The following is a 17728-nucleotide window of genomic DNA, read 5'->3' on the forward strand; positions in this document are numbered from 1 at the left end:
ATGTACCGCTCCGGAGGCTCGTACTAGTTTGGACTGGTCCTTGGTTCCGATTGGCTCCCCCTTGGTCTGTTCGGATGGGCGCTTTTGCGCACTCGTTCGATCTAGGAGGCACGTCGACGCGATGGTTCCTCACCCCGGCGATGGGTGGCTCGGCATCCCAACGGTCCCTTCGTCGTACGTACGGCGACCACGTCTCCTGCAGATGCTCGACCGCAGCGACGCCTGCTCCCTGGCGCTGGTCAGCGCGCCGGCAGGAACCGGCAAGACGGCCCTGCTGGCCGACTGGGTCGCGGCCGGCGGGGAGCAGGACCGCACCGCGTGGATCACCTACGAGGGGACGGATGGTGCGTTCTGGCCGGGTCTGGTCGGGTGCCTCGAGAGCCTGGGCGTCGCGGTCTCGGCCGAGACGGTCTCCGAGGGTGAGGGCCCGCTCGACCGCCAGGTTCGCCGAACGGTCGCGGAGGCGGTCGGCGACCATCCGGCACGGCTGACGGTGGTGGTGGACGGATACGAGCTGCTCTCGGCCGACGTCGCCGAGGATCTGGACTTCGTGTTGCGACACAGCGGCGACCGGCTCCGGCTGGTGATGGCGACACGAGCCGATCCGGTGCTTCCGCTGTACCGGTACCGCCTCGATGACATGGTCCTCGAGGTGCGGATGGCGGACCTGGCCTTCACCGACGAGGAAGCCGGTGAGCTGACGCTGCGGGCGGGACTGAGCCTGACGCAGGACTCGGTGCACGCGCTCAACGGTCGGACGAAGGGCTGGGCGGCAGGGCTGCGGTTCGGCACGCAGCTGCTGCGGCTGCGACAGGATCCCGACGATGCCGTCACCGAGATCGTCGGGGACACCGGGAACATCTCGGAGTACCTCGTGGGCGAGGTGCTGGCCGCGCAGAGGCCCGAGGTACGCACGCTGCTGCTGGCGACGAGCGTTCCCGACACGATCCAGCCGGGACTGGCCGAGGCACTCGCCGGTCCCACGGCCGAACGTACGCTGACCTTCCTGACCCGGGACAACGTGTTCATCGAAGCTGTGCCCGGCCGGCCAGGGTGCTACCGCTATCACCCGCTCTTCCGAGATCTCCTCCGCGCCGTGCTCGCCTACGAATCGCCTGAGGAGATGAGGCGCCTGCAGCGAACGGCGGCCGAGTGGTTCGCCCACCACGGTCAGGTCGCTGACTCCGTCGGTCACTTCGTCGCGATCGGGGCCTGGCAGGAGGCGGCCGCGGAGGTGGTCGACGACCTGGCGGTCGGTCAGCTGTTGCTCGACGACGACACGAGCACCTTGACCCGGTCGTTGCGGTCGATCCCGTCCGAGCTGGCGGACCCGGCCTCCACCGTCGTGAGGGCGACGCTCGCGCTGGGAGCCGGCGACACCACCGGTTTCACCCACGAGCTGGCACAGGTGAGGACCGAGCCGGGTGAGCGATCGGACCCCCGTCTCTGGGCCACCACCGTCGCGGTCCGGGTGCTGGAGGCCGTGGGCGCACAGGCGACGAAGGACCCGAACGAAGCCATGTCGCTCGCCACCGCGGCCGAACAGGCACTGGCCGCGCCGGACGCCGGGTCGAAGGGCAGTGCCCGCCCGGAGCTGACTGCTCTCGTCCTTCTCAGCAAGGGCATCGCCGCCCTGCGCCAAGGACGGCTGGCCGCGGCCGACGCGATGTTCCAGTCGGGTGTCGCCGCGGCGGCGGGCGCCGGATCCGAGGCCGTGCTGGCCGAGTGCCTGGGCTACCAGGCCGTCATAGCCTGCTACCGGGGCAAGCTCTCCAGGGCTGCGAAGCTCGGGGGCCGCGCGATCGGTGCCACCGAGCAGATCGGTCTCAACGCAGCAGACCGGTCGGCTGCCGCCCGGGTGGCGCTCGGCTGGGTGGAGATGGAGCGGTACGACCTGCGCGCGGCAGCCGATCACGTGCAGTCGGTCGAACGGATGGACCTGCGGCTGCGAGACCCGGTTCCGCAGGCGATGCTGGCGGTGATCGGGGCGCGTCTCCAGGTGGCGCACGGTGACCGGCTGGGCGCACTCGGCAGGCTCGAGCAGGCGGCCGCTGGTATCTGCGACGAGGGCGGCTGGCTGGGTCAGCAGCTGCGCGTCGAGCTCGCCCACGTCAGGGTTGCCGCCGGCGAGCCGACCGCGGTGGTCGAGGTCGAGGACCTCGACGACGCGCCCGAGGCGGCCCTCGTGGTCGGGCTCGCACACCTGCAGCTGGGCGACCCGAGCGCTGCTGACGCCGCGATGTCCACCGTGCTGTCGAAACGGGTGCCCGTGCCGGTCCAGGTCTTCGGCTGGCTGGTGGAGTGCGCACGCCGACTGCACGACGGACCATCACCCCGGGCGCGCGCGGCGCTCGATCGGGCTCTCACGCTGGCCTCGCAGGAACGAGTGCGGCGCCCGTTCCACGAGGCGCCCGCCGTGGTGCGACAGCTGCTCGTTCGGGACAAGCAGCTGAGCGCCGAGCACGACTGGCTCTTCGAGATCTCGGCCGGGCCCTCACGGCGGTTGAACGTCCAGAAGCGTGCACTGACCTCCGTCTCGGCGCGCCCTCCCGCCCCCGTGTTCGAGGAGCTCACGGAGAAGGAGCAGGAGGTTCTGGGTCACCTGGCGAACCTCCTCACCACCGAGGAGATCGCCGGCGTCATGTACATCTCCGTCAACACGATCCGCACCCACGTACGCAACATCCTTCGGAAGCTGGGTGTGACTCGGCGCAACGCCGCGGTCAGGCGGGCGCGTGAGCTGGGGCTCCTGCCACGGTGAGCCCGGCCGACCGTCGCGGCCGGCGCGAGAGGACTCAGTGCAGGTATCGCTGCCAGTCCGAGGGCACGCGATCCGCCGGAGCCGGGGACGGCTGGGTCTCCGGCCGACTGGTCGGGTCGGCCAGTACGGGTCCGCGTACGGCCTCCTGGCTCTCGAAGTCCCAGAACCAGTCCTCGCCGGGCTCGAAGCTCTGCATGTAGCGGTGGCCGGTCTCGCGGTAGTGGTGGGTGGCATGCTGGGCCGGCGAGCTGTCGCAGCAGCCCACATGTCCGCACTCGGCGCACCGGCGCAGGTGCAGCCACCACCCGTTCTCGCTCGCCGTGCACTCCGCACATCCGGTGCCGGACGGCCGGACGGTGGTATCGATCCCTTGGACGCCGCTCATATCGGAGAGGCTACCGCCGTCCCCTTGCTGGTGCCCGTCGCGTGTGAGGCAGATGGCGAAGACGGCATCACGAACGCGCTCAGACAGCCTCGGATCACCGAACCGGCCGGGCTGGGAGAGGATGCTCAGCGCGACCCCGGTGTTTGCGGAGAGGATCATCTGAGCTGCTTCCACGCTCGGGATGCGAAGTGCGCCGGCGACCGCGCAGCGGTCGAGCGCCTCGGTGAGCAGGACGAAGATCCGCCCCGCCGCATCCGGCACCTTGGGCAGTGTGGGGGAGAACATGAGTCGGTAGAGCGCCGGGTTCGCGGCCGCGAAGTCGAGGTAGTCGTCCCAGCAGGCATAGAGCTCGGTCACCGGGTCGACCGCCTGCTCGCGGGAGCGCTTGCGTTCGATGTAGTGGTTGAACGCCTCGTCGATGACCGCGCTGAGGAGTCCGTTCCTGTCGCCGAAGTGTTGGTCCAGCACCGGCTTCCCCACGCCGACGGATTCGCAGACCTCTCTTGCCGAGATGTCGTGGGTGGGGGAGTCCTCCAACAGTCGCCGAGCCGCCTCGATCATGGCTGCCCGCAGCTGCCCGGCCGTCACGGGAGTGGTGTGGGGGTCGGTCACGAGTGTCTCTCCTTGGCACATGGCGGCGCGCTGGTTTCGGGGGGAAGGAACACGAGCCTGCCATCGGCACGGGACGAGCCCGGGCAGCGAGGACCGGATGCGTGTCGACGGGCCGTCGGCTGGTTTGCCGACGGAGCGCCGCGGCGATCGTACGATGCCCCCTCGGGCTGGCCCGGGAGCGCATCGCGTGACTCCGAACACTGCCTGAGCTGAAGAGCGTCTCGTGCGATCACACGAGCGGCGCAGGGATGACCAGCGCGCGAACCGGGAAAGGTTCTCGCGCTCTGCACCAACGAATCAGCAGGCCCTGGTGAAATGCGAGAAACCCCAGGTCTCCCTGGGGTTTCTCTCTGTGCGCGAGGGGGGACTTGAACCCCCACCCACTAATACGTGGACTAGCACCTCAAGCTAGCGCGTCTGCCTATTCCGCCACCCGCGCGCAACAAGAAGAACATTATCAGGAGGCCGCCCCGGTGCCGAATCGGGATGGCCCTGTGGGCGCACGCCCAGGTCAGGCGGGCAGGAGGGCGCGGGCGGGGTGGTTGCTGGTGACCATCCAGACCCGCTTGTCGTGCACGAAACGGCGTAGGCGGCCGGGGTTGTCGACGGTCCAGACGAGGACCTTGATGTTGCGGCGGTGGGCCCACCGCAGCAGCCAGACGTCGGCGAGACGCTGCTCGACGACGACCAGGTTGGAGCGGCAGCGGCGGATGCGGCCCTCGGGGAAGAACTCCGAGAGCTTGAGCCGGAAGAGCTTGAGCGGATGGTGGCGGAAGTCGACGCCACCGAGGGAGAGGCCGACGAGGGTCTCAGGGGCGCGGAGGTCGGCCCAGTCGCGCAGGGCGCGTACGGACTCGTCGACCATCGTGGTCACGATGAAGCTCTCGTTCATCACCTCGAGGGCGATCTCGGCGGCGTCGACCTCGTGCGGGAGGCCGAGGTGGTTCGACGGCGAGGCGAACTTGAGGTCGATGTGGGCGTGCTTGCCGTGGGCGGCGAGCAACTCGAGCGCCTCCCGGTAGCGCACCAGGCGGAACGGTGCGAGCCGCGAGAGCGCTGCGTACGTCCTGTGCTCGATCTTCACCCTGCGACCGATGCGGTCCCGGATGTGGCCGTCGTGGTGGAGGACGAACTCGCCGTCGCGGGTGCGGTGCACGTCGAACTCGACGTAGTCGACCTCCATCCGAACGGCTTCCAGAAGCGACTCCCAGGAGTTGTCACGGTGCCCCGACTGACGCGCCGCGGCGCGGTGGGCGGAGAGGAGGGCACGCTTCTGCATGCGCCCATGGAAACCCACGCATCCGACCGCAACGAAATCCTTTGCCGTCACATAGGTGGACGTCAGGCGGCTGTTTGTCGTCGCCGGTCGATACGGTGGCGGTATGACCAGCGCCGAGACCGAGGTCGTCGACCTCTGCCGTGACCTGATCCGCATCGACACCAGCAACTTCGGGAACGACCCGGGACCGGGGGAGCGGAAGGCGGCCGAGTACGTCGCGGCGCAGCTCGACGAGGTCGGGATCTCCTCCGAGATCTATGAGTCGGAGCACGGCCGGGCCTCGGTCGTCGCGCAGTGGGGTGGCTCCTCCGGTGACGGTCTGCTGCTCCATGGCCACCTCGACGTCGTCCCGGCCGCCGCCGAGGACTGGCAGGTCGACCCGTTCTCCGGGGAGATCCAGGACGGGTACGTCTGGGGCCGCGGCGCGGTCGACATGAAGGACTTCGACGCGATGCTGCTCGCGGTCGTTCGGGAACGCCAGCGCACCGGCCGGATCCCGGAGCGCCCGATCACGCTCGCCTTCACCGCCGACGAGGAGGCCGGCGGGATGAAGGGTGCCCACGTGCTCGTCGAGGACCACCCCGACCTGCTCGCCCACTGCACCGAGGCGGTCGGCGAGGTCGGTGGCTTCTCCACGACGGTTCGTGGCAAGCGGCTCTATCTCATCGAGGCGGCCGAGAAGGGCATGGCCTGGATGAAGCTGACCGCCCGCGGCACCGCCGGGCACGGCTCGATGATCAACCGCGACAACCCGATCACCCGCCTCTCCGGCGCGATCGCCCGCATCGGAGCCCACGAGTGGCCGGTGCAGCTGACCCCGACGATGCAGACCCTGCTCGCCGCGGTCGGCGAGATCGCGGGGGAGGAGCCGACCCCGGAGAACGCCGAGCGGCTCGTGGAGGAGTTCGGCCCGGCCGCCCGGATGATCGGCGCCACCCTGCGCAACGTCACCAACCCGACCATGACCAGCGCCGGCTACAAGGTCAACGTCATCCCGACCGAGGCCACCGCCCACGTCGACGGCCGCTTCCTGCCCGGCTTCGAGGACGACTTCTTCGAGACGCTGCGGAAGCTGTGCGGCGAGGGGATCGACATCGAGTTCGACCAGAACCAGATGCCCTGGGAGACGCCCTACGACGGCGCTCTCGTCGCCGCGATGCAGCGCTCGCTGGTCGCCGAGGACCCCGACGCCCTGGTCGCGCCGTACCTGATGTCAGCCGGAACCGACGCCAAGCACTTCAAGCGGCTCGGGATGAGGACGTACGGCTTCGCGCCGCTGCGGCTGCCCGAGGAGCTCGACTTCACCGCGCTCTTCCACGGCGTGGACGAGCGGGTGCCCGTCGATGCGCTCCAGTTCGGCGCGCGGGTCATGGACCGCTTCCTCGACCAGGTCTGACCATCGCCGCCGAGTCGGCTCATCTTGACCAGAAATGTCGCCGAGTCGGCTCGTTATGACGGGCCGACTCGGCGCGGATGTTGGTCAAGATGAGCCGACTCGGCGGGGGGTCAGGGGAGGAGGGCGGTGAGGGTCGCTCTGCTCAGGGCGGCGACCTCGGCGTGGCCGGTGCGGTGGGCCCAGGCGGCGACGGAGATGGCGTCGCGGACCTGGAGACGGTGCCAGGCCTCGGGCTCGCGGGGGTCGGCGCCGTAGCCGGCGAGGAAGGCCTTCTCGAAGGTGTCGTTGCGGGTGAAGTCCTGCGCGGAGAGCCGGGAGAGGTCGTAGAGGGCCGGACGGAAGGCGAAGCGGCCGGAGTCGATCACGCGCAGGGTGCCGGCGTCGACGACCCAGCTGGTCGGCTGCCAGTCGCCGTGGGTGGGGACGAGGACCGTCGTCGGCGTCGGCCACGAGGTGATCTCGGTGCGGAGACGCTCGGTGAGCTCGGCCTCCAGGCCGGCGCTGTCCAGCGAGGCGAGGGCGCGCTCGTCGAGCTCCGGCTCGTAGTCCTCGTCCTCGACGGCGGCCTGGCCGTGGAACGTCGCCAGCAGCTCGCCCGCCTGGCGGTAGATCTCGGGGTCGTGGATGGCGGCCGAGGTGCTCGCCGGCTCGCCGTCGAGGTGGGTCGTCACGATGATGCGGGCGTCCAGGTCGGCCTCGACGAGGCTCGGCGCGCGGCCGGCGTCGGTCCACGGGGCCAGCCAGCTGCGGTGGGCGGCGAGCTCACGGTCGATGTGGCGTACGCCTTCTGTCGTGGTCTTCACCAGGAAGCGTTCCTCGCCGGCGGAGAGCACGAGGGCGGTGGTGCCGGCGCGGTGCAGTGCGCTGCGGTCGGCGACCACCTCGGCTCCGGGAAGCCACTGGTCGAGGAGGTCGCGCTGGGCGGGGGTCAGGGTGTCGAGTGCCGAGATCACGGGCGGATCCTGCCAGCGCCGGGTGGGTCTGAGCCGGCGTGTCGCGGGGAGATGTCCATGTTGTTGGCGCCTTGTGGGCGCCGCTTGTCCAGATCGGCCGGAAACAGCTCAGATCGGGAGGACGACCTCGGCGTTGAACGCCTCGACGACGGGCTCGCCGGCGAGGTTTGGCCCGATGCTGGTCAGGGTGGCGTTGCCGATCGGGCCGATCCGCATCCACGTCGCCGGCGGGGCGTTGAGCACCTCGCGCACGAACCAGGCGACCACGAACGCGTGCGTGACCAGCACGACCTCCTCGTCGTGGTGCTCGAACCAGAGCTTGTGCCAGGCGGCGGTGAGGTCGGCGCCGTCCGGATCCCGCTCGGCCTCCGGGACGTCCTCGAACCACTCCCAGCGGTGGGTCGGGTAGTCGCCGACTCGCTCCGCCGAGGGCACCGGGGTGCGGTCGGCGAGAAGGTCGGAAGGCACCGGCCCCGCACCCAGGTTCTCGGTCAGGAGGCAGGCCGTCTCCGTCGTCCGCCGACTGGGGCCGTGCAGCACCTGACGGACGGGACGGAACGCGAGACGGTTGGCGAGCGCCTGGACCTGGCGGCGGCCGAGGTCGGAGAGGCCGGGGTCGACAGTGTCCTCGCCGGCGGCCTCGCCGTGGCGTACGAGATGGATCACCCGAAGGACCCTATTCTCCGGACGCGCGCGGAGCGCGCAGACGCGCTCAGACCGTCAGCCGCTGCCGGATGATCTTGCGCCGAAGCGTCACCCGGCGGGTGCCGTCGGCGGTGATCCGGACCCGGTCGAGCTCCCAGCCGCCGTGCTCGGCGCGCTCGACGAGCAGCTTGGTGACGATGTTGCGGGAGAACTCACGCGAGAAGGTCACCTTGTCGTACTCCCACATCACTCCGGGGCGGGGTGGACGGCGTTCGGCTCGGGCCAAGGCAGCACTCCTTCTGATGGACTACTCAGGAGAACCAGTGTGCCGGAAGAGATGTTCCCGCGGGGTGAAGTTTCCGGTCGCGATGATCAGACGGCGGAGACGTCGTCGAGCGCCAGCGCGATCTCGGGCGGAAGGGTGAGGTCGGCGACCTGCAGCGCCTCCTTGAGCTGGGCCGCGGTGCGGGCCCCGAGGATCGGCGCGGTGACACCCGGCCGGTCGCGCACCCACGCCAGCGAGACCTGCAGCGGGGTCCACTCCAGGCCCTCGGCGGCCTTGGCGACGGCGGTGACGATCCCGCGGGAGCGCTCGTCGTCGAAGGCGTCCACCCGGGCCGAGAAGTTCGGGTCGGCGCCGCGCGAGAGCGAGGGGATCCCGGTGCGGTACTTCCCGGTCAGTACGCCGCCTGCCAGCGGCGACCAGGCGAGCAGGCCCATGCCCAGCGCCTCGGTGGCCGGCAGCACCTCGTACTCGATGTCGCGGGCCAGCAGCGAGTACTCCACCTGCGTCGAGGCGAGCGTCGCACGCCCCGGAACGGCCCGCTGCCAGGTCGCGGCCTGGGCGGTCTGCCACCCGCTGTAGTTGGAGACGCCGACGTAGGCGGCACGGCCGCTGCTCAGCGCCATGTCGAGCGCCGTGAGCGTCTCCTCCAGCGGCACCTCGGGAGACCAGACGTGCACCTGCCACAGGTCGACGTGGTCGACGCCGAGCCGCTTCAGCGAGGCGTCGAGACCGGTCAGCAGGCCACCGCGAGAGGTGTCCACGCCCCGGTTTCCGCCGCGCCAGGTGATCCCGCCCTTGGTCGCCACCACGACGTCGTCACGAGCCACGACACCCTCCGCCAGGAGGGAGCCGAGCAGGGCCTCCGAGGCCCCGTCGCCGTAGCCGGCGGCGGTGTCGACCAGGGTGCCGCCGGCCTCGGTGAAACCGGCCAGCTGCTCGCGGGCCTCGTGCTCGTCGGTCACGCTGCCCCAGGTCATGGTGCCCAGGGCGAGAGACGAGACTCGCAGCCCAGTGGCTCCGAGGAGTCGGCTCTGCATGAGGACAATCTATCCGGGCCCTCCGCGGGGCCCCGGTCGGACACGCTGGCAGTGACCGCGGACACACCGACGGGGAGGCAGCGGTCGGGTGCTGCGTACCTGCCCCTTAGAGTTTCCGCCCGTGGATTATCTGCAGGCGATCGCACTGGGCATTCTTCAGGCACTCACCGAGTTCCTGCCCATCTCATCCAGCGCGCACCTGCGCATCTTCCCCGAGCTGCTCGGCTGGGGAGACCCCGGCGCGGCGTTCACCGCCGTGATCCAGATCGGCACCGAGCTGGCCGTGGTCTTCTACATGTGGCGCAACATCCGCGACATCATCGTGACCTGGTTCAAGAGCCTCTTCAACGCCGAGCTGCGCAGCCACACCGATGCCCGAATGGGCTGGTTCATCATCGTCGGCTCGATCCCGATCGTGCTGATCGGGTTCGTGATGAAGGACATCATCGAGCACGACCTGCGCAGCCTGTACGTCGTCGGCACCATGCTCATCGTCATGGGCATCGTCCTCGGCGTGGCCGACCGGCTCGGCGCGAACCGCAAGCAGTTCGACGACCTGTCCTGGCGCGACGCGATCCTGATGGGCTGCGCGCAGGCCTGCGCGCTGATCCCCGGCGTGTCCCGCTCGGGTGCGACCATCTCGATGGGCCGTGCGCTCGGCTACGAGCGGGCCACGGTGACCCGCTACGCCTTCCTGCTGGCGCTGCCGGCGGTCTTCGGTGCCGGCCTGTTCGAGATGGGCGAGATCGCCCACGGCGCGAACCTCTACGGCTGGGGCCCGACGATCGTCGCCACGATCGTCTCCTTCGTCCTCGGCTACGCCGTGATCGCGTGGCTGCTGAAGTATCTCTCCCACAACACCTACACCCCGTTCGTGATCTACCGGGTCGTCCTCGGTGTCGTGGTTCTGGGCCTCCTCGGCGCGGGTGTGCTCACCGAGTGGTGATCGTGACAAACTCAGGCACGTGCCTGAGTCCGGTGTGAAGCCAGCCGTAACACCCGCAGCGATCGAGGAAGCCGCCGCGCGCACGATCGCCACGCGCACGGCGGTCGAACGCTCGGTCAGACTCTCGCAGAGGTACGCCGCCGAGGTGCTGCTCAAGCGGGAGGACCTGCAGCTGGGGCGCTCCTACAAGGTCCGGGGCGCCTACAACCTGATGAGCTCGCTGACGCCCGAGGAGCTCGACCGCGGTGTGGTGTGCGCCAGCGCCGGCAACCACGCCCAGGGTGTCGCGATCTCCTGCGCCCGCCTCGGGGTGCCCGGACACATCGTGGTGCCGACCAACACGCCCAAGCAGAAGCGCGACCGGATCACCGCCCTCGGCGGTTCGCACGTGACGCTCACGCTGCACGGCTCGACCTACGACGAGGCCTCGGCCTACGCCTACGAGCTGGGCCGCGGGCTGGGCGCGACCTATGTCTCCGCCTTCGACGACCCGCGCACGATCGCCGGGCAGGGCACGGTCGGCTACGAGCTGACCTCCCAGATCGCCGAGCCGCTGGACGTGCTGCTGCTGCCGGTCGGTGGCGGCGGGCTCGCCTCGGGCGTGGCGACCTGGGTGCGCGAGGTCTGGCCGCACACCCGGATCATCGGGGTCGAGCCCGCGGGCGCCGCCTCGATGGCGGCCGCGCTGGAGGCCGGCGGGCCGGTCCGGCTGGACACGCTCGACACCTTCGTGGACGGGGCCGCGGTCGCGACCGCGGGGAAGGTGACGTACCCGATCGTCAAGGAGTACGTCGACGAGCTCGTCTCCGTGCCGGTCGGCGCGATCTGCGTGGAGATGCTCGAGCTCTACCAGACCGAGGGGATCATCGCCGAGCCCGCCGGCGCGCTCGCGGTGGCGGCCCTGGGGCAGATCGACCTGCGCGGCGCCGCGCGCGTCGGTGCCGTCCTCTCCGGTGGCAACAACGACGTCTCCCGCTACGCCGACGTGCTCGAGCGGGCCCTGATCCACCAGGGCCTGCGCCACTACTTCCTGGTCTCCTTCCCGCAGGCCCCCGGGGCGCTGCGCGGCTTCCTCGACGACGTGCTGGCCGATGGCGAGGACATCGTGGTCTTCGAGTACGTCAAGAAGTCCAACCGCGAGCACGGTCCCGCGCTGATCGGCATCGACCTCGACTCCGCCGACGGCCTCGACGGGCTGCTCGAGCGGATGAGCGCCAGCGACCTGCTCATCGAGCGGATCGAGCCCGACTCACCGCTGTTCACCTTCCTGCACTGATGCGCCTCTGCCTCAAGGCCGCCGTGGTCGGCGTCGCGGTCGGTGTCGTGGCCGTCTCGGGGTGCTCCGGCGAGGCCGTCGATGCCGGCGGCGATCCCGACCGGATCACCCACCGTGCCGTCGCCGCGGTCGCACTCGAGCACCTGCCGACCGAGACCTCCCGCAGGGCTGCGTCCTACGCCTCTGAGTCGACGCCTTCGGAGCAGGTCTCGATCGATCTTCGCTACGGCGCGGACGGAGAGTACGACGGCGATCTGGTCAGTGTCGCCGTCTCGGCCCAGCCGATCGAGGAGAGCGAGGAGTGCCGAAGCGAGCTCGGGGAGCACTGCGTCGACGTGCCGACCGAGGTCGAGGGTGCCGAGATGCAGCTGCGCTGGACCGAGGAGGAGCCGGAGGAGGCCCCCGGCGTCGTCGGGATCGTGCTGCGGCGTGAGGGCGGTGAGACCGCCTCGATCGGCTACGCCGGGCCCACGATCACCGGCGACCCCCGCACGCTCGACATGCCGATCAGCGTCGTGAGGCTGATCGCCGTCGTGGAGGACCCGCGGCTCCGGTACGAGGCGACCTCCTCCACGCTCGCTCTCGGTGAGGAGCTGGAGGACTGGGAGGGCGGCGAGCCCGACCCCGATGCGTACGAGCTGGTCCGCAACACCGACCACGGCATCGCCCAGGCCTACGTCGGCGGACGCGGGGGCTATGGCTACTACCAAGGTGTGATCCGGTCTCCGCTGCGTGAGCGGTTCGACCCCGAGGCCATCGGCGGGCGACTGCTGCAGCGCTCCTCACCCGACTTCACGGGCATGCCGAACGCCGACATCGACGTCCTCGCCGCACCGTCCCCGCCCGCCTGGATGACCCGCGAACCCTGCTCGGCGCCCGCGCTGCGCACGCATTGCGTCACCACGAAGGGCAAGCGCGGCCCGCTGGTCTTCGCCTGGAAGCCCGCCAAGGGCGAGGATCCCGGTTGGGCCTGGATGATCTCGATGCGCAAGGACGAGGTCGTCGCGGTTCGCTACCGCGGTCCGCGGATGCCGGCCGGCCACGACGACGCCGCGATGCTCACCGAGTGGTACCAGGGGGAGCAGCTCGACGCGCAGGGCGGCGAAGCCGAGTCGGAGTTCGCCGACGACCTCTCCCTGTGGTGCGACCGGGAGCACCTCGACGCCCGCCCGGTCAAGCAGCTCGACTAGAACCAGCCCGACCTGCCGAAAAGTGGCTCCGGTCCGGATACTCGCATGGGTATTCGTCGCGTTTCGGCTGTTGAGATCAGTTTCCCGATGGCACGTCCTCGTTGCCTACACGTGGAAAACTGGGGGGCGATGAGTAGCACCGAGCACCACATCGCGTGGCTCGAAGCGAAAGCCGAGAAGTACGCCGAAGACGCCAAGGTCTTCACGAGTGCGAGGACCAGCGACCTCCAGGTCGGCGGACTCACGGGGGAGCAGTGGGCCACCGTGTATCGAGCCGTGGCCCACGAGCTCCGGGAGTGCGCACGCGAGGCCGCGGAGCGTCAACCGCGCAGCTGGTGGCGCAGAGGGTAGCGACGCGGTCAGAACCAGCCAGACTTGCGGAAGAAGATCCACAGGCCGGTCACGACGGCGACCATGAGCAGCAGCGCGAACGGGTAGCCGAAGGTCCACGACAGCTCGGGCATGTGGGTGAAGTTCATCCCGTAGATCCCGGCGATCAAGGTCGGCACCACGACCAGCGCGGCGCCGGCGGAGATCCGCCGCATGTCCTCGTTCTGCTGCAGCGAGAGCTGGGCCAGGTGGGCCTCGAAGGCCGAGGAGAGCAGCGTCTCGAGGTTCTCGATCGACTCCACGATGGAGGAGAGATGGTCGAGGATGTCGCGGAAGTAGGGGCGCAGATCCGGGTCGATGCCACCCTCTCCGTTGGCGAAGCGGCGCACCGGCTCCCGCAGCGGCATCACCGCGCGCCGCACCTCCGCGATCTCCCGGCGAAGCCGGTAGATCCGGGCCGAGTCGTGGGTGCGCTCGTCGGAGAAGACCGAGGTCTCGACCTCGTCGACATCCTTGGTGAGCTCGTTGGCGACGTCGACATAGCCGTCGACGATGTAGTCGACGACCGCGTAGACCGCGGAGTAGGGGCCCTCGGTGAGGAGCTGCTCGGCGCTGGACTCCAGCAGCTCACGGGCCGGCGCGAGCCGGGTCCCGCGACCGTGGCGGACCGTGATCACGTAGTCGGTCCCGATGAAGAAGGCCACCTCGCCGGTCTCGACGGCATCCTCGGCGTCGACGTACCAGAGCGTCTTGACCACCAGGAACATCCCGCCCTCGTAGCGCTCCAGCTTGGGCCGCTGGTGGGCGGTCAGCGCGTCCTCGACGGCGAGCGGATGCAGCCCGAAGGCCTCGGCGACCTCCTGGAGCTCGTACTGGCTGGGCTGGTAGAGCCCGAGCCAGACGAAGTCGCCCTCGTCCTTCACGCCGCTGCGCAGCGTGGCGTAGTCGTGGGGCGCGCACTCTGTCCTGTCACGCTCACCGGCGCGGTAGAGAGCGCTGTCGACGATCACATTGTCAGGTTAGGGCATGACGGACGGCTTCATCGGTGCGGATAGGGTCGCCAACCGTGGCGACGATGATCCTGGTGAGACACGGCCGTACGACGGCGAACGCATCCGGCACCCTGGCCGGCCGGCTTCCCGGGGTGCGGCTGGACGAGCGTGGCGTGGAGCAGGCCGCCAAGGCGGCCGAGCGGATCGCACCGGTCCCGCTGGCGCTGGCGGTGACCAGCCCGATGGAGCGCTGCCAGCAGACGCTGTCGGTGATCTTGGAGGGTCGCGCCGAGCAGCCCACCGTCGTCGTCGAGGACGGTGTCGCCGAGTGCGACTACGGCGAGTGGCAGGGGGAGAAGATCACCACGCTGGCGCGCCGTAAGCTGTGGCGGACCGTGCAGACCCAGCCCTCCGCGGTCACCTTCCCCGGCGGCGAGTCGATGGCCGCGATGCAGGCCCGAGGAGTCGAGGCCGTACGTCGCCACGACGCCGCCGTCACGGCGGCGCACGGTGACGCGGCGGTCTGGCTGTGCGTGAGCCACGGCGACCTGATCAAGTCGATCCTGGCCGACGCGCTCGGCATGCACCTGGACCTCTTCCAGCGGCTGCACGTCGACCCGGCCTCGATCTCGGTGGTCCGCTACGGCGAGGGGCGCCCCTCGGTCCTGGCCACGAACACGCACGCCGGCGACCTCTCCTGGCTGGCCCCGAAGCCGGCCGCGAAGAAGGGACGCAAGTCGTCGCGGCGGCGCAACGACGACGCCGTCGTGGGCGGCGGCTCGGGTCCTGAGCCCGGTCTGGATAAGGTTTGACCATGCCTGTGATGCACGCCTTCGACCCGCCCGAGCGATTCGTCGTCGGCACCGTCGGCGAGCCCGGGGCGCGGACGTTCTTCCTGCAGGCGCGTGAGGGAGCGCGAGTCGTCTCCGTGGCGCTGGAGAAGCAGCAGGTCACGGTGCTCGCCGAGCGGCTCGACGAGCTCCTCGACGAGGTGATGAAGTCGGCTCCCGCCGTGGTGCCGGCGATCGCGCCCTACGACCTCGACGACAACGGCCCGCTCGAGCAGCCGATCGAGGAGGAGTTCCGGGCCGGCACGATGACGCTGGCCTGGGACCCCGACGAGGACAAGGTCGTCCTCGAGGTCTTCCCGATCAGCGAGACCGAGATCATCGCCGAGGTCGACGAGTCCGGCCAGCTGGTCGACGAGGAGGCCGTGGCGGCCATCGAGCTGGAGGAGACCGAGCCCGACGAGGTGCTCCTGGTGCGGATCGCCCCGCGCAACGCCCGCGCCTTCGTCAAGCGGGCCGAGGCGGTGCTGGGCGCCGGCCGCCCCAACTGCCCGTTCTGCGGCAACCCGATCGACCCCGAAGGACACCTGTGCGTCCGGGCGAACGGGTTCAAGCGGCGCGACCCGGTCTGATCGATGTCGGTGACCGAGTCGCTCATCGGGTCCGATGACGAGCTGGTGCTCGTCGGGCGGCTGACCACGGCCTCGAACGCGACCTTCCTGGCGACCATCGGCGAGACCGAGGTCGTCTACAAGCCGATCGCGGGGGAGCGGCCGCTGTGGGACTTCCCCGACGGGCGGCTGGCGCACCGCGAGGTCGCCGCCTACGCCGTCTCCGAGGCCCTCGGCTGGTCCGTGGTGCCCGAGACCTGGCTGCGTGAGGGCCCGCACGGACTCGGCATGGTGCAGCGCTGGGTCAGCGCCGACGAGTCGGTCGAGCCGGTGACGATCGTGCCTGCGGGAGAGGTGCCGGAGGGCTTCCGGCACGTCTTCGACGGCTACGACGCGCTCGACCGGGCTGTCTCGCTCGCTCACGAGGACACCCCGGCGCTGCGCCGGATGGCGGTCTTCGACGCGATCACCAACAACGCCGACCGCAAGGGCGGGCACATCCTGCCGGTCGCCGGCGGTCACCGGTTCGGCTGCGACCACGGGCTGACCTTCCACGACGAGCCGAAGCTGCGCACGATCCTGTGGGGGTGGCAGGGGCTCGGCTTCTCCGAGGAGGAGCTCGCCGGTGTCCGGACGGTGCTCGCGGGGCTCTCCGGTGCGCTGGGGCGGGGGCTGGCCGCGTACCTCTCGGAGCGGGATCTGGAGGCGCTCGCCCAGCGGTGCGAGGAGCTGCTCGCGGAGGGGGTCTTTCCCGAGCCCGAGTACGACCGCCATGTCATCCCGTGGCCTCCGTTCTGAGACACGTGGTCCCCGCCAAGTAGGCTGCACCCATGCGCGCATGGTCAGCACCCGAATTCCCAGAACTGTCCGTCAACGGGCCCGAGGTGCAGCTCTATGACCATCAGCGGGACGCGGTCGTCCCGACCGGGGGTCAGGGGCGGCGTTCGCTGTACGTCTGTGGCATCACGCCCTACGACGCGACCCACATGGGCCACGCCAACACCTACGTCGCCTTCGACCTGCTCCACCGGGCGTGGCTCAACGCCGGCTACGAGGTCGGCTACACCCAGAACGTCACCGACGTCGACGACCCGCTGCTGGAGCGGGCGGACAAGGTCGGGATCGAGTGGGAGGCGCTCGCCGAGCGCGAGACCGAGCTGTTCCGCCAGGACATGGAGGCGCTGCGCGTCGTGCCGCCTCAGCACTACATCGGCGCGGTCGAGTCGATCCCGCTGGTGCTCTCCCTGATCGGCGAGCTCGAGGAGGCCGGCGCGATCTACAAGGTCGACGACGACGTCTACGCCTCGGTGGCCGTCGACGACGCCTTCGGCGAGGAGTCGCGCCTGGGGCGCGAGGAGATGATCGAGCTCTTCGGTGAGCGGGGTGGCGACCCCGAGCGGGCCGGCAAGAAGGACCCGCTCGACCCGCTGCTGTGGCGCGCCGAGCGCCCCGGCGAGCCGGCCTGGCCCTCGCCGTACGGTCCCGGCCGTCCCGGCTGGCACATCGAGTGCACCGCGATCGCCCTGGAGCACCTCGGCGCCGGGTTCACCGTCCAGGCCGGTGGCTCCGACCTGGTCTTCCCGCACCACGAGATGTCCGGCTCGCATGCGCGCTCGGCCGGCAAGGACTTCGCCGAGATCTACACCCACGGCGGGATGGTGGCCTACGACGGCCACAAGATGTCCAAGTCGCGTGGCAACCTGGTCTTCGTCTCCGCCCTGCGCAACTCCGAGATCGACCCGATGGCGATCCGGCTGGTGCTGCTGGGCCACCACTACCGCGACGACTGGGAGTGGACCGACGCCAAGCTCTTCGACGCCGTCGACAAGATCGCCGAGTGGCGCAAGGCCGTCGCGCTCGGCCGAGGCGCCCCCGCGGCCCCGGTCGTCGAGACGGTCCTGGGTGCCCTGGCCGACGACCTCGACGCCCCGCGTGCGGTCGAGGCCGTCGACGCCTGGGTCGCCGCCACTCTCGGCACGGGCGGTCTCGCCGAGACCTCCGACGCCCTCGCCGGCGAGAGCATCGCCAAGCTCGTCGACGCCGCCCTGGGCATCAAGCTCTAGCCGCAGCCCCCGCTGGTCGAGCCGCCGGCCCCGCTGGTCGAGCCGCCGGCCCCGCTGGTCGAGCCGCCGGCCCCGCTGGTCGAGCCGCCGGAGCCGCTAGGCGGAGGCGTGGGGGGGGCCACACCCGCCCCCCCCGCCGCCGGGCCGGGCCAGAGGGGGGGGACGAACCGCCCCGCGC

Annotated in this window: 17 protein-coding genes and 1 tRNA gene; 10 read left to right on the forward strand and 8 right to left on the reverse strand. The window is 70.4% G+C overall.

Annotated elements, in window-relative coordinates; translation table 11 throughout:
• Positions 1–202: 202 nt before the first annotated feature.
• Entirely contained in the window at positions 203–2761 is a 2559-nt protein-coding gene (locus ACZ6WN_RS18275; protein WP_465866520.1) for a winged helix-turn-helix domain-containing protein, read from the forward strand.
• A 34-nt stretch (positions 2762–2795) separates the two neighbouring features.
• Here the strand turns inward: ACZ6WN_RS18275 and ACZ6WN_RS18280 are convergent, their stop codons facing one another.
• The 3 genes from ACZ6WN_RS18280 to ACZ6WN_RS18290 all read right to left on the reverse strand — a co-directional run bounded on the left by ACZ6WN_RS18280 (position 2796) and on the right by ACZ6WN_RS18290 (position 5037).
• A complete protein-coding gene (locus ACZ6WN_RS18280) occupies positions 2796–3758 on the reverse strand; it encodes a UBP-type zinc finger domain-containing protein (protein ID WP_465866522.1) in 963 nt (320 codons plus the stop codon).
• 353 nt (positions 3759–4111) lie between these two features.
• Positions 4112–4197 (reverse strand) — tRNA-Leu (locus ACZ6WN_RS18285).
• Between the two features lie 72 nt (positions 4198–4269).
• Entirely contained in the window at positions 4270–5037 is a 768-nt protein-coding gene (locus ACZ6WN_RS18290) for a glycerophosphodiester phosphodiesterase (RefSeq protein ID WP_465866523.1), read from the reverse strand.
• A gap of 103 nt (positions 5038–5140) precedes the next feature.
• On the opposite strand from ACZ6WN_RS18290, the gene ACZ6WN_RS18295 reads away from it, so the two are divergent.
• The gene (locus ACZ6WN_RS18295) at positions 5141–6433 is read left to right on the forward strand and encodes a M20/M25/M40 family metallo-hydrolase (RefSeq protein WP_465866525.1); all 1293 of its coding nucleotides are present in this window, start codon (positions 5141–5143) and stop codon (positions 6431–6433) included.
• A gap of 110 nt (positions 6434–6543) precedes the next feature.
• On the opposite strand, the gene ACZ6WN_RS18300 is transcribed toward ACZ6WN_RS18295, so the two are convergent.
• The 4 genes from ACZ6WN_RS18300 to ACZ6WN_RS18315 all read right to left on the reverse strand — a co-directional run bounded on the left by ACZ6WN_RS18300 (position 6544) and on the right by ACZ6WN_RS18315 (position 9354).
• Complete coding sequence (locus tag ACZ6WN_RS18300; RefSeq protein WP_465866527.1) at positions 6544–7386, reverse strand: aminoglycoside phosphotransferase family protein; 843 nt, start codon at positions 7384–7386, stop codon at positions 6544–6546.
• Positions 7387–7494: 108 nt separating this feature from the next.
• Positions 7495–8052, reverse strand: a complete 558-nt coding sequence (locus ACZ6WN_RS18305; protein WP_465866529.1) for a histidine phosphatase family protein — start codon at positions 8050–8052, stop codon at positions 7495–7497.
• Between the two features lie 46 nt (positions 8053–8098).
• Complete coding sequence (locus ACZ6WN_RS18310; RefSeq protein ID WP_040756208.1) at positions 8099–8278, reverse strand: DUF5703 family protein; 180 nt, start codon at positions 8276–8278, stop codon at positions 8099–8101.
• Positions 8279–8403: 125 nt separating this feature from the next.
• The gene (locus ACZ6WN_RS18315; RefSeq protein WP_465866531.1) at positions 8404–9354 is read right to left on the reverse strand and encodes an aldo/keto reductase; all 951 of its coding nucleotides are present in this window, start codon (positions 9352–9354) and stop codon (positions 8404–8406) included.
• Positions 9355–9475: 121 nt separating this feature from the next.
• Here ACZ6WN_RS18315 and ACZ6WN_RS18320 point away from each other — a divergent pair, with 121 nt between their 5' ends.
• The 4 genes from ACZ6WN_RS18320 (at position 9476) to ACZ6WN_RS18335 (ending at position 13117) form a co-directional block, all read left to right on the forward strand.
• Positions 9476–10300: an undecaprenyl-diphosphate phosphatase gene (locus ACZ6WN_RS18320; RefSeq protein ID WP_465866533.1), complete on the forward strand. Its 825-nt coding sequence runs from the start codon at positions 9476–9478 to the stop codon at positions 10298–10300.
• Between the two features lie 19 nt (positions 10301–10319).
• Positions 10320–11576, forward strand: coding sequence for a threonine ammonia-lyase IlvA (gene ilvA / locus ACZ6WN_RS18325; protein WP_465866535.1), 1257 nt, complete (start codon positions 10320–10322; stop codon positions 11574–11576).
• On the forward strand, positions 11576–12766 hold the full coding sequence (locus ACZ6WN_RS18330) for a hypothetical protein (RefSeq protein WP_465866537.1): 1191 nt from the start codon (positions 11576–11578) through the stop codon (positions 12764–12766). The genes ilvA and ACZ6WN_RS18330 overlap by 1 nt, the downstream gene beginning before the upstream one ends.
• A gap of 129 nt (positions 12767–12895) precedes the next feature.
• Positions 12896–13117: a hypothetical protein gene (locus ACZ6WN_RS18335; RefSeq protein ID WP_465866538.1), complete on the forward strand. Its 222-nt coding sequence runs from the start codon at positions 12896–12898 to the stop codon at positions 13115–13117.
• 8 nt (positions 13118–13125) lie between these two features.
• Here the strand turns inward: ACZ6WN_RS18335 and corA are convergent, their stop codons facing one another.
• Entirely contained in the window at positions 13126–14106 is a 981-nt protein-coding gene (gene corA / locus ACZ6WN_RS18340; protein WP_465866540.1) for a magnesium/cobalt transporter CorA, read from the reverse strand.
• 65 nt (positions 14107–14171) lie between these two features.
• Between corA and ACZ6WN_RS18345 the strand changes: the two genes are divergently transcribed.
• Genes ACZ6WN_RS18345 through mshC form a run of 4 tightly spaced genes read left to right on the forward strand, consistent with a single transcriptional unit; the run spans position 14172 to position 17550 of the window.
• Complete coding sequence (locus ACZ6WN_RS18345; RefSeq protein WP_465866613.1) at positions 14172–14900, forward strand: MSMEG_4193 family putative phosphomutase; 729 nt, start codon at positions 14172–14174, stop codon at positions 14898–14900.
• A gap of 2 nt (positions 14901–14902) precedes the next feature.
• The gene (locus ACZ6WN_RS18350; RefSeq protein WP_357336493.1) at positions 14903–15508 is read left to right on the forward strand and encodes a DUF3090 domain-containing protein; all 606 of its coding nucleotides are present in this window, start codon (positions 14903–14905) and stop codon (positions 15506–15508) included.
• A 3-nt stretch (positions 15509–15511) separates the two neighbouring features.
• Positions 15512–16285, forward strand: coding sequence for an SCO1664 family protein (locus tag ACZ6WN_RS18355; protein WP_465866542.1), 774 nt, complete (start codon positions 15512–15514; stop codon positions 16283–16285).
• 32 nt (positions 16286–16317) lie between these two features.
• Positions 16318–17550 (forward strand): cysteine--1-D-myo-inosityl 2-amino-2-deoxy-alpha-D-glucopyranoside ligase, encoded by a 1233-nt coding sequence (mshC, locus tag ACZ6WN_RS18360; protein WP_465866543.1) that lies wholly within the window; start codon positions 16318–16320, stop codon positions 17548–17550.
• Positions 17551–17728: the final 178 nt, after the last annotated feature.

The organism is Nocardioides sp. NPDC054178 (assembly GCF_055585005.1).